Origin of the sequence: Algoriphagus sp. NF (assembly GCF_028823735.1) — a bacterium.
GTDB classification, from domain to species: Bacteria; Bacteroidota; Bacteroidia; order Cytophagales; family Cyclobacteriaceae; genus Algoriphagus; species Algoriphagus marincola.
Window position 1 is genome coordinate 25,076 of record NZ_JAPEIB010000037.1, and the last position, 13,102, is coordinate 38,177.

Below are 13,102 nucleotides of genomic sequence, written 5' to 3' on the forward strand. Positions count from 1 at the left end.
AAGTTTCTAGAACCATTATCAGTAAAGCCCAAACTAATGTCAAATTTCAAAGATTAAAGACGGCTTTGATGATCTTCCTATCGGCTAATAAAATCAATAGTTCGAGGATGATTTTTTGAATAAGAAAAGAAAGCAAAACACTGCCCAAAAAGGATGGATAATCGACAAGAATTTAAGTTGAGTTTTGGATGAAAAGAATAGCCAGAAAAGGATCAAATTATTTTTCAAATCAACCGCCAATCATAGACAAAATTTCCTGCCATTTTTCCTCCGAAAGAGGCTTTTCGAAAAGGCCTTTTACCTGAGGAAAATCTGCTGTTTTTAATCGATCTTCAGAAGTGGCATGTCCAGTCAAAAACACAATTGGAGCCTGAGAAAGTTTAGCAATTTTAGATAAGATTTCCCAGCCTGTTTCCTCCTCCAAATTGAGATCTGAAATGATCAAATCCACTTGATTATTTTGGAGCCAAGTCATGGCTTCAGTAGGGGCGAGGAAAGCGTTAAACTCCCAAGAAGGAGCGTACATCATGAGTTGTTTTTTAAAAAGTATATGCTGAATCCGATCATCATCTATCAAAATAAGCTTGGGCATTCTTTGTGGTATTTTATGAAAAAAGAGAAGATCCGCAGATCCGAACTGAGTAGGGACAAAAATATTCTGAATTTTTTAAGGAAAAAGAGAAATCAACATAATTTTTCATTTTTAGATTTATCTAAACAATTTAGATTAGGGTAATTTTGAATAGTCTAAAAGTGTTTTAAAATATTTGAATTCAGCTATTTAAGACATCTGATCAAAAGTGAAAATTGAATTAAAAAATTGAAGTAATTCTCAAAAAACTGATTTACATTGATTGAAACTAATGATATCCATGTCAAGGATCAGGCCAAAATTCGAATAAAAAATATCCTGATAGATTTCTCCTATAAACCGTATTTTGTGCTCGAATTTAAATTGAAACACATGGAGCAAGTAGCGCCAAAGCCTAAGAAACGAAACCAACTAATCCGCTTTTTGATCTATCTCAGAAATAGATTTGACCTGCAGGAAGGTAAGGAAGACGAGCTAGAAACGATCGAGTATATCCGTAAAAACGTAGAGTTTAAAGGAGCTAATTTATGGATCCTGATCTTCGCTATTTTTGTGGCTTCCGTAGGGCTGAATGTCAACTCCACTGCGGTGGTTATTGGCGCTATGCTTATCTCCCCTTTGATGGGTCCGATCATGGGTATCGGTATGGCTGCAGGCATCAATGATTTCGAGCTTTTGAAACGCTCCCTTCGCAACCTGGGAGTGGCTGTTTTTATCTCCATTTTGACCTCTACCATTTACTTCCTTTTCACTCCACTGGATGATGCCCAGTCCGAACTTTTGGCACGTACAGAACCCACCATTTGGGATGTGCTGATTGCACTCTTCGGAGGACTCGCAGGAATCATTGCCGGCTCCCGAAAAGAGAAGAGCAATGCCATTCCCGGAGTTGCCATTGCCACTGCCCTTATGCCTCCGCTCTGTACAGCAGGCTATGGCTTGGCCACCTTGAACTTTTACTACTTCTTTGGAGCCTTTTACCTATTCTTTATCAATTCGGTATTCATCAGTCTTTCCACCTATCTGATTGTTCGCTTTATGCGCTATCCCAAAAAGGAATTTCTGGACGAGAAAAAAGAGAAACGGGTTCAAACCTATATCACTGTATTCACGCTTTTGACCATTATACCTAGTGTCTACCTGGCATACGGCATTGTAGTGCGTACCATTTGGCAGGAACAGGCTAGACGTTTTGTAGAAGTAGAGATGAAATTCCCAAGAACGCAGGTCCTCAATGCGGAATATGAATTTTCTACCAACCCTAGAACGATCGAAGTGATGCTGATCGGTGAAGAGCTCAATCAGGATATTTTGGATATTGCTACTGAAAAGTCAACTGAATACAACCTTGAAAATACAGAGGTAATCATCAAGCAAAGTGGTAACTCCCCCACTGACATGAATGTCCTGAGATCAGATATTCTCAAAGACCTGTATGAGCGAAATGAGGAAATCATTCGAAACAAAGATGAACGAATTGCCCTTCTGGAAAAGGAGGTCGCAAACTATGGGCAGATTCGGGCTTTGGGGCCAGAAATAGCTCAAGAGGCTAAAGTTAATCATCCCAATTTGCGTAAATTCACCTTAAATCGAACTGTATTAAGTGATTTGGATTCTGCAAAAACTGATACCTTGCTGATGGCTTTTGCGCAATTTGGAAGGAAACCGCCCAAAGCCGAAACCGACAAACTTCTAGCCTGGCTGAAAGTCCGTACAAAATCAGATACCGTTGCACTTATACTCCAATAAACTGTCTTCATTATGAAAAAGCTAACTATCGCCTGCTTCCTTATAGTTGGTTCAGCTATTGGCGCTTTTGCGCAAAACAGCCAATATGATGAGAAACTTGCCCAAGAACTCGGAGCTGATGACTATGGAATGAAAAAATATGTCATTGCCTTTCTATACCGGGGAGAGCGAGTTCAGGAATATAGCCCTGAGAAACGGGCAGAACTTCAGCGAGGACATTTGGACAATATCACCAAGCTGGCAGAAGAGGGAAAAATGGTTCTTGCAGGTCCTTTTTTCGGAAATGAAGAACTGAGAGGCCTCTTTTTCTTCAATGTGGCATCCATCGAAGAAGCTCAGCAACTCACCGAGACCGATCCGGCGATTCAGGCAGGCATTTTGAAAATGGATCTAAAAGAATGGTACGGTTCGGCCGCTCTTCCCTTACTCCTCGAAATGCATAGCAAAATTGCCAAAGAGGATATCTAGGATAGATGAAAGCTTAAAAAAGTGAAAAGGATAATTTATCGGTTAGCAACTCCAAAGCACGGATGGCTTTCACCGAGTTTCCTTTTTCATTGAGTTCCGGACTCCACACGGCTATGCTGAACTTATGGGGCATGACTGCGGCCACGCCTCCTCCTACCCCACTTTTGCCGGGCATCCCTACCCGATAGGCAAATTCCCCCGCCTCATCATAAAAACCGCAGGTGAGCATAATCGCATTGACACGGCGGGCATGACTTTCGGAGAGGATTTGTCTATTCGCAAAAATCGAATAGCCATCATTGGCAAGAAAAGAGAAGGATTTGGCCAAGTCCACACAATTCATTTCCATCGCACAGTGGGAAAAATACACGTCCAACACCTCCTCGACCGGATTATCGAAGTTTTTGTATGATTTGAGAAAATAAGCCAAAGCGGTATTTCGCTCCCCATGATTTTTTTCAGAATCTTTGACAGCTTGATTGATTGCCACGCAGTTTTTACCCGATATCTCATTGATAAAATCCGTGATTTGCTTGGTGGGTTGTTCATATTTGCTGCAAAGCGCATCTGTGATGACTAGCGCTCCAGCATTGATAAAAGGATTTCGAGGGATCCCTTTTTCATACTCCAGCTGCGCAATGGAATTGAAAGGATTACCGCTAGGCTCCACATTGACGCGATACCAAAGCTGTGTATTAAATTTATGAAAAACCATCGTCAGGGTATGCACTTTACTGATACTCTGGATCGAAAAAGGCATTTGATAGTCACCTACCCCAAAAACGTTTCCTTTCAGGTCTACCAGAGCTATTCCAAACTGATCTGGATGAATATCAGCCAACTCTGGAATGTAGGTAGCAACTTTACCCCGTAGGTTTTCTTGCTGAACTTGATGGTAAACCTCTTCGATGATTTCTTGATAATCCATGAAAGCAAAATTGGGAATATCCTAAGGAAATGGAAGTATTAGTCACTATATTTTATCCTAGCCACTTTTAGCGTTAGTCTACGGTAGACAGTTCTACAACTTTAAATCCCCGCCGCTGTGAGTGCCTGCCTTCGGTAGACAGGTCTCCACTCACAGCAGATAATAAAATAAAAAATTCACCTGAGTGAGGACACTCACGTGGGCGAAAGTGAGAAAAACTCAGGTGGGCATAGAAAAGTGCCCCAGAATTTTAGCGGTAATACTTTTTTTTAGTTATAAATATTTAAGTTTAATCAATCAAAAAATATCATTAAGTAAAAACACCTTACTTTAATTGTCAGTATTTCAGGTTTTGATTCTCAAGCTCAAGTAGTTTCAAGTGGCTAAATGATGAAAAAAGAATGGTGATCAGAATTCTCCTACCAAAAAAGACGTAGACCTGAGGATACAAAATGCAATGTATCCGACCAAACCTCCTGCGATAGCCCCATTCTTACCTGAGTTGACCTTTATTAAGGGAATGGTTTGAAATTTTGGTTTTAAAATCAAGCGCCCAAAAGATCATGCGGAAGCTTTTGTTTTTTATTTTGATTCTTTTCTCTTGCCAAGCAAAGGATGATTTTGATGAAGATTTCATTCAAATTGATTTATCTTCAGCAAAAGAATCAGCCAACAATTTATCGGATTTTTTTAGCTCGATCGAATATGTAATGCTAGAAGATTCAGATGAAAATCCCCTTGTCCAACCTTATAAAATTGTCTCTTTTGACAGTCTCATCTTTGTGGAAGATCAAGAGCTTGACAACTTACTGATCTATAACCGGAGCGGCGACTTTCTTTTTGCGCTAAATAGTTCTGGTAGCGGCCCTAAGGAATTTAATCAAATTGAAGATTATCAGGTATCTGAAAACTCCATTATCATCAAGGACAATATCCTTATGAAATTTATTGAATTTGACTTTTCAGGAAATTTTGTCCAAGAGTCTAAGCATCAATTATTGTCAATGAATTTTGCAAAGGGCAACAGTCATGAGATTCATTTTTTTAACAACGGTATTCAGAATGAACCCTACAATTTTCTTACGATCAGTGACTCAGATAGTATTTACTATTCCCCTATCGAAAAGGGATTCGAAGGTATAGTTTTTGTTCACCAAAGCGGCTTTACCCGAAATAGGAAAACCAGCGAGAATTTTCTGAGTTTACCCTTCTCCTATGATGTTTTTAATTTTGGTTCTGAAGGAGAACTTAAAAAGAGAATACGGTTCAATTTGAATAGTCTAGGGCTTTCTGATGAAGAAAGATTACTATTCGAAAATCAAAGGCAGGAACCTTCCCAGAGTGAATTCTCATTGATGATTCGCTCCTTTTATCCAGTCGGGGAAAATTTCTTTTTTAACTATACCTCGAATCTTCAGAATTCATATTTAGGCCTTTTAGATTCTAATTATTCAGTGTCCAAAATCGGAAAAAACCTGATAAATGATTTGGATGGAGTTCCATTGATTTTAGTGCCTTGGAGCTATCATGAGGAAGGGCTAATCCTCAGATTACCCAGTCAAAGATTTGCCGGCTACGTATCGAAGCGTAACCCAGTTGAGGAAATCAAATCGAACTTAGGCTCATTTGTAAATGCTCATCACGATGAGCTCAATTCAGATCGACATGTACTAGTTTTTTTGAATCGATGAGGTTCGAATAAAAGGTGATTTTTTCGAAAAAGGGTTTATTGCCGCTATGAGTGCCTGCCTTCGGTAGACAGGTCTCCACTCGCAGCAGATAATAAAATGAAAAATTCACGTGAGTGAGGACACTCACGTGGGCGGAAGCAAAATAAAAACTTGAAAACACTCTCGTGGCCGGTTTGGGCATGTAACCAACAATCCGAAAAATAATATTTTTTTATACATCAGTTTCTTATGTATATAGTCTTTTTATATATTTGAACAAATCATAAAAATCCATGTCAAACAATAACTTGATAAAAGGAAGCCTTCAGACCATTATTCTCAAACTCTTAGAGGAGAATGAAAAGATGTACGGCTACGAGATCACCCAAAAAGTGAAGGAGCTCACAGCAGGAGAAATCAAAATCACCGAAGGGGCCCTTTACCCGGCCTTGCACAAGCTGGAAGCCGAGGGGCTACTCAGCACCGAAATCCAGCAGGTGGACAATCGGGTAAGAAAATACTACAGCTTGACTAAGGACGGACAGAAAGAAGTGCACTCGAAAATGTCCGAGCTCCAAAGCTTTGTAGAAAATCTACAGCGAATTATTAACCCAGGGCTTAACCCTGGATTGAAATTTTAACATTCGAAAAATGAGGAAACTCACTGATAAAGAACTCCAGTCTATCCAAGATTCCATTCGGAAGAAGGAAATTCATGCTGCTGAACTTCTTGCAGAGATTTATGACCATTACATTACCCACTTAGAAAGTCAAGCAGAGGAGGAATTCGAAGAAGAATTGGAGAAGCTTGATGAAAAGTGGACCTATGCCTATTGCCATAAGATCCAACATGAACTCAACAAAAATATCAACAAGACCATACGAAAAACCCAATGGTCATTGATCAAAAGCTATTTTTCCTGGCCCAAGATGGTTTTTACTTTGCTCCTAGTGGCTATTTTGACTTTGATCGTCAATACGCTTTCATGGCATGCACAAGTCGTAATCCTCTTTATCCTCCCTATAATTTACATCGTGGCATTTTCTATCATTTTGATCGTTCGAACAAGGAAAAAGACCAAAGAAATCCGAATGCTATTCGGAAAATCAGGAATCTGGGTGCGATCCGCCTTTAGTGATCGGTTTCTCAGCTATGTTGCCTTTCCCCTTCATTTTTACAATCTCTTTCTCAATCTTCCCCGGGTTTTTGGCTTAGATCAATATGTGCCGGATTATCTGGTCAATTACCTGTCCGTCACTTTTTGCTTTATGCTTGTCATCCATTCGCTATCCAGCTATGAAGCATGGAAACTCAAATCCAAAACCGCTTTTGTATGAAATTGAACCAAAGTCAAATATCCAGAATTATGCAGTTTTCGAATCAACAGGATATCTACTACCGGGACATTCAGGCTGAGTGGGTAGATCATATCGCATCTGAGATTGAGGCTGAACTGGAATCGGAGGAGGATTTTGAAAAGATTCTTCACCAAAAAGTCGCCACCTTACCACCGAGGAAGTTTCAGAGGTCTGTACTCATGAATATTCATTTGGGAGTTGTGAGGGAGTTTTTTGTTGGAATTTTCAACTGGAAAATTTTGTCGATAAGTCTAATCCTGGCTTTTGGGCTGCTTGGGGTTTTGGAACTCTTAGGGGCTTTAGAAACTGAGATGAGTGAAAGAGTCATCAAAACCACCTTTTTGATTCTGATGTACGGAACGATTTTTATTGGATTCTGGAAAAATAAAACACGCAGGAATGCTCATATTTTGGCCACGGTGAATACCATCTTTTTCCTTTCCTCCCTCTTGGTTTTTGTATTTCGGTTGGATTGGTTTGAATGGCTAGGATTTAATCAGGTTTCCTTTATTTCACTGCTACTAGCCTGCCTTAGTATTTTTATTTTCCGCGGATATAGCATGCTTTTTCAGAAAATCAACAAAATACAATGGGGATGAAGTTGAGTAAAGATCAAATCGAACAGCTCAAGAGGATGATTTCCAAAAAAGGCTATGTGCATATCGACGTACAGTATGAAATCCTAGATCATGTCGCTTGTAAAATAGAAGAGCTCTTAGAAGAACATCCTACTTTAAGCCTGGAGGATGCTTTCAAAAAGGTCCACAGCAGTTTTGGGATTTTTGGATTCAGTACCTTGGAGGAATCTTACATGAGGAGTATTCAATCTCGGGTCAAAAAGTATTTTTGGCAAGAGATGAAAGATTTCCTTACCTCGTATCGGCTGCTATTTCCCATTCTACTGGGTCTTTTGATTTATCAGGCTTCTTTGCTACTTAATGACCCCAAAGCTTGGGTACTTATACTTTCCGGCTTTTTGCTTCTCGCTTCAATTGGCGTAATTTTTCCCTATTGGAGAAAATTCCAGAGACTTAAAAACTATGCTTCCTTTACTACATCCACCAACCTCTTTCAGCTAGTAAACTTTGGAATTATATGCTGTTTATATTCCTATCAATGGGTCTATAAGGTACCACAGGGCACCGATTACCTGTTTTTTCACATTTTCCAAGGAGGAATTATTCTAGTAATGGTATGCTTTGCTCTGAGTATTTTTATCCTTCCGCGAGTTTTGGATAAAAGTATCGCTGAAACCGAAGCCTTGAAAAGGGTTTATGGGGAGTGATAGGTTAAAAAAAATTGGATTTCACGTGAGTGAGGACACTCAAATGGGAATTGGTCGCCGTTCAAGGTGCTTATCGCCGCTGCGAGCGTCTGCACTCACAGCGGATTCTTTGACGAAATATACGCGTGAGTGAAGACACTCACCTGGTCCAAAATGACTGCCTTCGGTAGACAGATCCCAACTTTCAGCAGATAGTAGGATGCAATATTCACGTGAGTGAAGACACTCGCGTGGGCAGAAAGCATAAACTTTGACGAAATACCCACGTGAGTGAAGACACTCACGTGGGTATTGCTCTTTATTCCAAACCTCTCAAATCCTAGGCAAAAAGATCTCAGCCAACATACAACGAGCCGAACCCCCTCCCAACTTCTCAATCGTTGGTATCTGAGGGCTGATAATGGTCGTATATTTTTCGATCAATTGAATCTGACCGACATTCAGGGAATCGTAAGCCGCTTGGGACATCACCGTGAATTTTTCCCCTCCAGCATTACATACCTCCAGCATATTTCCAGCAAAATGAAACTTCTGCTTGGCTGTAATCGGAATGACTTTTTTCCCGGATTGAGTCAGGCTCTGCTGCACTTTCAGCTTGTCAGAAGCCTTATTGATACTTTCTAAGCAAACCACTGCCAAATCACTTCCAACATGCATCATGACATTGGTGTGATAGATTGGCACTACCTTTCCTCCAGCCTCCTGAACGGCATCAAAGGCTATTACCTTGTATCCTATCAGCTTGGAGAGGTAATCTAAAGGTACCGGATGGGTTCGCTCTGAAAGACAGGCATAAATGATTTTTTGATCATGATCCATCACCATACTGCCCGTCCCTTCGAGATACTGCCCATCCTGCTCAAAAAAGCTTAAATCAATAATTTCTTTTACCTGAAATCCTGAATTCATCAGCAGCTCAATCAGGTCCTTGCGACGCTCTAGACGGCGATTAGGCGAAAACATAGGATAGAGAATGATTTTCCCATCAGGATGTGTTGAAAACCAATTATTGGGAAATACAGCATCTGTTTTCACAGGCTTTTCCGTATCCTCGACGACCACCACATTCACTCCCTGATCCCGTAGCAGCGCCACAAATCCATCAAATTCCTTCCGAGCCAATTCTCTAATCTCTTCCGGTGCACGCTCATCCCGCTGCTGGTAAAAATTATTCTCCGCCGTATCGGTATTGAAACCAAAATTGGCTGGACGAATCATGACTATAGTTTGGCTGCTTTGCATTTTAACGGGTAGATGGATAACAGTAAAGAACGGGTGCGATAGAGAATCGTTTTTCTGAAAGGGTGTAGAAAGTAGCTCCCGATGGACCGAAACCAATGGCTTCACCCTGAGGCTCAGGATTATAGGGAAGTTCGATTGGATTTCTTTTCAAAACATCCAATAAATCTTCCCCTTCTTCCCGCTCCCAATAAAATATAGACTGGTAATTTTTAATCAGAATCTTGCTGCCATCAGCGGAAATGTCCCCTGCGGTAGACATGGTAAAAGGCAGGTTGAAATGGTCTTTCATCTCAGTTTCTCCAGCCTTCTCAAAAGCCTCCTGATCAAAGCTATACAGGGAATTCTTATCATCCCTCTTGGAGAGTATATAAATCCTGCCATCAAGTGGATCCACCATCATCGTTTCAGCATCCCGTGCACCTTTGGGATAGGTTAGGATCGCTGCTTCCACTGCCACTTTTCCGGATTGAATTCGGTTGGGTTCAGGAAAGCGATAAACAATGGCCTCGTCATGCTTTGCCAGGTTATCCCCAATTTCACCCACATAGACGTAAGATTGCCCATTAGGCCCTGGACCGACGGCTATCTCTTCCCAGTCACGATTTTCTACTCCCTCCAATTCCAATTTTCCGAATTCATTTCCTAAAGAGTCCAAAAGGTACACTGCTGCCTCTCCTCCACTATCAGTATGGACATACATCAAATTGGGATGCTTTCTTGAAAAAGCCAAACCACTGATTTCTTCCAGAAGCGGATTGGAAATAGTAGCAACCGACTGACCTTCAGCATAGGGAAGAGGAGATTTTTCAGACTGCTGCGCAAAAAGGAAAAAAGGCAAACAAGCCAAAACAAGAGCATAAATAATCTTTCGCATATTCAAAAATAGGGATTCATATGGGCAAAGTTTTGAAATACTGGTAAATTGATAGAAAAATTCATGGACGCACTACTCAATAAACTGAACTTTAAGGAAGGGATGAAAATCCGGGTTTGGAACTGTCCTTCTGAGCTTTCCGGTCTTCAAGCAGATTGGGAAGCCCAGGATTTGATTGCGAAAGACTCTGAGGAGGTGGATTTCCTGCTAGGCTTTGTATTGGATGAACAAGGGATCATGGATCTTTTTGGCAAAATGAAGCCCCACTTGGAGGGGGATAAAATCCTTTGGATAGCCTACCCAAAGAAAAGCTCCAAGCGCTATCAGGCTTCCATCAACCGGGATAAGGGTTGGAAAACTTTGGGAGAAAACAATTATGAAGGAGTTCGGCAGATTTCCATCAACGAGGACTGGTCGGCCTTGCGCTGGAGAAATGTGCAGTATATCAAAAAAATGACCCGAAAATTCAGTGCCAAGGATCAGTGAAGAAACACCCTTTGTGACCAAAGTCCCTAAAGGATCCCTGCAAATTCTCCTTTTTAGTTTTGATTTTAAATTAACTCACCCTTGATCAAAAAATTCTTTCAGTGGCAAATCAGGATTTTCGACCAACTCGACGAGCACTGGGAGAGTCCCCGAGTCAGTAAAATGATCAGCAATCTGGTGGTAGCCTTCTTTGTAGGCGGCCTGATTATTGGTTTGCTCAATTACCTGGACATACCAAATCCACTTGCAGGAGTATCGGCTTTTTTCGCAATCGAACTCGCATTTACCGTTTTACTGATTTTTGAGATTCTCGGCTTGATCTTTCTGATCCCTCACTCGGTAGCTGATTCTGTCGGGAAGCAGTTTGAGATTATTTCCCTGCTGCTGCTTCGGGATGCCTTCAAGGAATTTGGGCACTACCTGGGAGAAATTCACTGGGATGTGGACTTCCTTTGGGAATTGGGACCGATTGTTTCTGATGCTTTTGGAGCTATTCTGATCTTTTTGATCACGGGCCTTTTCTACCGTGCACAGCGACACATTCAGATCACCGGCAACTACGAAGAGCAATCCGGCTTTTCCAAAATCAAGAAATTGATCTCCACTTACTTGGCACTTACTTTCTTGGGTTTGGGTATTTATGATCTTTTTACCGCTTACCAAAATAACCATTTCAATTACAGCCTGGAGCTCTTTTACACCCTTTTGATTTTTGCCGATGTCTTTATTTTGCTTTTTTCCCTGCGCTATACCACCAAATACTTAAACCTTTTCCGGTACAGTTCTTTTGCCTTGGCGACGATCTTCCTTCGACTGACACTATCTGCACCTGCTTATTTCAATGTTTTGCTGGCCGTAATTGCCGGTTTGATGGTCTTGGGAGTGACCTTTATCTACAATGGGATGCTTGACAAGCGAAAAGGAGAAATAAAAGAGCAGATTTAAGTGGCTGAGGGCGAAGTGGAAAGAAAAATTTATAAAATTTAGCTAAGATTTTTTTGTGGGGGTATTTGGAAAAAATGACTTAGCCCTCTACATTTGCATCACGTTATCCGAAAGGGATGACAGAAATCAAAATTCCTCCTTAGCTCAGCTGGTTAGAGCACATGACTGTTAATCATGGGGTCCTTGGTTCGAGCCCAAGAGGGGGAGCTTCAGAAAAGCCTTCAGATTTACTTCTGAGGGCTTTTTTTATTTCCATCAGCCCTGCTTTCCTTTCCCCGAACTTGCTTTGCGACAAAATCCTTATTTTTATTCATCTTGTCAATTAAGAATTCTCAAACCCTGATTCGACTATGAAAAAACCGCTGTTGATCTTCTTTTCGCTAGTACTTCTACTTCTGGCCCCTAAAACCAATTTCGCCCAAACCATCCTTGAAAAAGAAACCATTTCTGACCTCAACAAAACGCCCAATTACGTCTTCGGAGTCAAAGACGAGGATGGCTTAAAGAGTGCCCTTTCGGTCTATGACACCTTTATGGAAAATGGAGTGGACATCGAAAACTTTGAAATAGTGGTCAAGGGCCCGGTCGTCAAAACAATGGTCAAAGGCTCCGAGCTCGAAAAGTATTTTGAGCAATACCAAGGGAAAGTCCGGGTCAGCATTTGCAGCATAGCAATGAAAAGGCTTGGTGTTTCCGAGGAGAAACTGTTTTCGGGCTTGGATGTGGTCGAAACCTATACGATTCGTATCCTTCAACTTCAGGCTTTGGGGTATAATTCGATTTTGTATTGAGGGAAACCCTATATACTATGGCCTAGGATAAGGCTTAAAAGTACCCAGTGAAACCGGAAAACAATAAAGCAGATATTCTCAAGCCTCTCAAAGTTCTTCAGGATTGAGAGTAATGATGCCTTAACAAAATGTAGGACTTTTGAATTTTACTACATCTTCAATTCTGTACTTTTGATAGCTGCTTAGGTTTTGGGGTTTGATCAATTATTGAAATTGGCAATCTTTGATTAAAGGATCGGCAAGTGTTAAGTATTCTTTCTTTATTAGATATCTTTTCGCAGCAATACCCTCAAAAAGAAATTGCGATGGAGCAAATACAAACAGAAAGCCTAGGAAACCTAGAGAACTTCAAAAAAGGTAAAAAAGATCTTCAGATGGAGCGGACTAGGGCGGCATTTGAGCGGCTTCAGCTAGCATGGGTACGAACCTCACTTACTATCTTGGCAATTGGAATCGGTGCTTATGAGTTTTTCTTCAACCGACTTGAATCAGGCAAAAAAGCCCTTTTTGAAGAATTTACCGGAAGAGAAATGGCCTTGATTCTTTTTTTAGTCGCCATTATCATGATGATACTCTCTCTGATTCAGCATCGCCAAAGTATGGTTCAACTTAAAAAGAGTTATGCAGGCAGCAGATACTCTATTGCCTCTATTCTTTCAGTTTTGATTTTATTTTTAGGATTTTTTCTTCTCGGAATGCTCATTTGGAAATCA

Annotated in this window: 15 protein-coding genes and 1 tRNA gene; 12 read left to right on the forward strand and 4 right to left on the reverse strand. The window is 40.9% G+C overall.

Annotated features, from left to right (window positions below; genetic code table 11):
• Nucleotides 1-229: 229 nt before the first annotated feature.
• Nucleotides 230-592, reverse strand: a complete 363-nt coding sequence (locus OU792_RS15170; protein ID WP_274670605.1) for a response regulator — start codon at nt 590-592, stop codon at nt 230-232.
• A gap of 372 nt (nt 593-964) precedes the next feature.
• On the opposite strand from OU792_RS15170, the gene OU792_RS15175 reads away from it, so the two are divergent.
• Both OU792_RS15175 and OU792_RS15180 read left to right on the forward strand, forming a co-directional pair.
• The gene (locus tag OU792_RS15175) at nt 965-2,341 is read left to right on the forward strand and encodes a TIGR00341 family protein (RefSeq protein ID WP_274670606.1); all 1,377 of its coding nucleotides are present in this window, start codon (nt 965-967) and stop codon (nt 2,339-2,341) included.
• Between the two features lie 12 nt (nt 2,342-2,353).
• Nucleotides 2,354-2,809 (forward strand): YciI family protein, encoded by a 456-nt coding sequence (locus OU792_RS15180; RefSeq protein ID WP_274670607.1) that lies wholly within the window; start codon nt 2,354-2,356, stop codon nt 2,807-2,809.
• A 13-nt stretch (nt 2,810-2,822) separates the two neighbouring features.
• Here OU792_RS15180 and OU792_RS15185 read toward each other — a convergent pair whose 3' ends face one another.
• Nucleotides 2,823-3,737, reverse strand: coding sequence for a glutaminase (locus tag OU792_RS15185; RefSeq protein WP_274670608.1), 915 nt, complete (start codon nt 3,735-3,737; stop codon nt 2,823-2,825).
• 563 nt (nt 3,738-4,300) lie between these two features.
• Between OU792_RS15185 and OU792_RS15190 the strand changes: the two genes are divergently transcribed.
• From OU792_RS15190 to OU792_RS15210, 5 genes are all read left to right on the forward strand, one after another.
• On the forward strand, nt 4,301-5,428 hold the full coding sequence (locus tag OU792_RS15190; protein WP_274670609.1) for a 6-bladed beta-propeller: 1,128 nt from the start codon (nt 4,301-4,303) through the stop codon (nt 5,426-5,428).
• A gap of 272 nt (nt 5,429-5,700) precedes the next feature.
• Entirely contained in the window at nt 5,701-6,048 is a 348-nt protein-coding gene (locus OU792_RS15195) for a PadR family transcriptional regulator (RefSeq protein WP_134202475.1), read from the forward strand.
• Between the two features lie 10 nt (nt 6,049-6,058).
• Nucleotides 6,059-6,745 carry a hypothetical protein gene (locus tag OU792_RS15200; RefSeq protein ID WP_274670610.1) on the forward strand — a complete coding sequence of 229 codons (687 nt, stop codon included), beginning with the start codon at nt 6,059-6,061 and terminating at the stop codon, nt 6,743-6,745.
• Nucleotides 6,742-7,365 carry a hypothetical protein gene (locus OU792_RS15205; protein WP_274670611.1) on the forward strand — a complete coding sequence of 208 codons (624 nt, stop codon included), beginning with the start codon at nt 6,742-6,744 and terminating at the stop codon, nt 7,363-7,365. Before OU792_RS15200 ends, OU792_RS15205 begins: the two co-directional genes overlap by 4 nt.
• The gene (locus OU792_RS15210) at nt 7,362-8,051 is read left to right on the forward strand and encodes a hypothetical protein (protein WP_274670612.1); all 690 of its coding nucleotides are present in this window, start codon (nt 7,362-7,364) and stop codon (nt 8,049-8,051) included. The genes OU792_RS15205 and OU792_RS15210 overlap by 4 nt, the downstream gene beginning before the upstream one ends.
• Before the next feature lie 312 nt (nt 8,052-8,363).
• On the opposite strand, the gene ctlX is transcribed toward OU792_RS15210, so the two are convergent.
• Nucleotides 8,364-9,269 carry a citrulline utilization hydrolase CtlX gene (gene ctlX, locus OU792_RS15215; RefSeq protein WP_274670613.1) on the reverse strand — a complete coding sequence of 302 codons (906 nt, stop codon included), beginning with the start codon at nt 9,267-9,269 and terminating at the stop codon, nt 8,364-8,366.
• A gap of 25 nt (nt 9,270-9,294) precedes the next feature.
• Complete coding sequence (locus OU792_RS15220) at nt 9,295-10,167, reverse strand: hypothetical protein (protein ID WP_274670614.1); 873 nt, start codon at nt 10,165-10,167, stop codon at nt 9,295-9,297.
• Nucleotides 10,168-10,230: 63 nt separating this feature from the next.
• On the opposite strand from OU792_RS15220, the gene OU792_RS15225 reads away from it, so the two are divergent.
• The 5 genes from OU792_RS15225 to OU792_RS15245 form a co-directional block, all read left to right on the forward strand.
• Nucleotides 10,231-10,653 carry a hypothetical protein gene (locus OU792_RS15225; RefSeq protein ID WP_134202470.1) on the forward strand — a complete coding sequence of 141 codons (423 nt, stop codon included), beginning with the start codon at nt 10,231-10,233 and terminating at the stop codon, nt 10,651-10,653.
• Between the two features lie 81 nt (nt 10,654-10,734).
• Nucleotides 10,735-11,598, forward strand: coding sequence for a hypothetical protein (locus tag OU792_RS15230; RefSeq protein WP_274670615.1), 864 nt, complete (start codon nt 10,735-10,737; stop codon nt 11,596-11,598).
• A gap of 133 nt (nt 11,599-11,731) precedes the next feature.
• A tRNA-Asn gene (locus tag OU792_RS15235) sits at nt 11,732-11,805 on the forward strand.
• A gap of 143 nt (nt 11,806-11,948) precedes the next feature.
• The gene (locus OU792_RS15240) at nt 11,949-12,389 is read left to right on the forward strand and encodes a DsrE family protein (protein WP_134202468.1); all 441 of its coding nucleotides are present in this window, start codon (nt 11,949-11,951) and stop codon (nt 12,387-12,389) included.
• 305 nt (nt 12,390-12,694) lie between these two features.
• A partial coding sequence (locus tag OU792_RS15245) for a YidH family protein (protein ID WP_274670616.1) occupies nt 12,695-13,102 on the forward strand: 408 nt, incomplete at its 3' end.

What these genes read in the sequence shown, in the direction of transcription:
- OU792_RS15170 (WP_274670605.1), bottom strand. Translation starts at nt 592, where the DNA reads ATGCCCAAGCTTATTTTGATAGATGATGATCGGATTCAGCATATACTT.
- OU792_RS15175 (WP_274670606.1), top strand. Translation starts at nt 965, where the DNA reads ATGGAGCAAGTAGCGCCAAAGCCTAAGAAACGAAACCAACTAATCCGC.
- OU792_RS15180 (WP_274670607.1), top strand. Translation starts at nt 2,354, where the DNA reads ATGAAAAAGCTAACTATCGCCTGCTTCCTTATAGTTGGTTCAGCTATT.
- OU792_RS15185 (WP_274670608.1), bottom strand. Translation starts at nt 3,737, where the DNA reads ATGGATTATCAAGAAATCATCGAAGAGGTTTACCATCAAGTTCAGCAA.
- OU792_RS15190 (WP_274670609.1), top strand. Translation starts at nt 4,301, where the DNA reads ATGCGGAAGCTTTTGTTTTTTATTTTGATTCTTTTCTCTTGCCAAGCA.
- OU792_RS15195 (WP_134202475.1), top strand. Translation starts at nt 5,701, where the DNA reads ATGTCAAACAATAACTTGATAAAAGGAAGCCTTCAGACCATTATTCTC.
- OU792_RS15200 (WP_274670610.1), top strand. Translation starts at nt 6,059, where the DNA reads ATGAGGAAACTCACTGATAAAGAACTCCAGTCTATCCAAGATTCCATT.
- OU792_RS15205 (WP_274670611.1), top strand. Translation starts at nt 6,742, where the DNA reads ATGAAATTGAACCAAAGTCAAATATCCAGAATTATGCAGTTTTCGAAT.
- OU792_RS15210 (WP_274670612.1), top strand. Translation starts at nt 7,362, where the DNA reads ATGAAGTTGAGTAAAGATCAAATCGAACAGCTCAAGAGGATGATTTCC.
- ctlX (WP_274670613.1), bottom strand. Translation starts at nt 9,269, where the DNA reads ATGATTCGTCCAGCCAATTTTGGTTTCAATACCGATACGGCGGAGAAT.
- OU792_RS15220 (WP_274670614.1), bottom strand. Translation starts at nt 10,167, where the DNA reads ATGCGAAAGATTATTTATGCTCTTGTTTTGGCTTGTTTGCCTTTTTTC.
- OU792_RS15225 (WP_134202470.1), top strand. Translation starts at nt 10,231, where the DNA reads ATGGACGCACTACTCAATAAACTGAACTTTAAGGAAGGGATGAAAATC.
- OU792_RS15240 (WP_134202468.1), top strand. Translation starts at nt 11,949, where the DNA reads ATGAAAAAACCGCTGTTGATCTTCTTTTCGCTAGTACTTCTACTTCTG.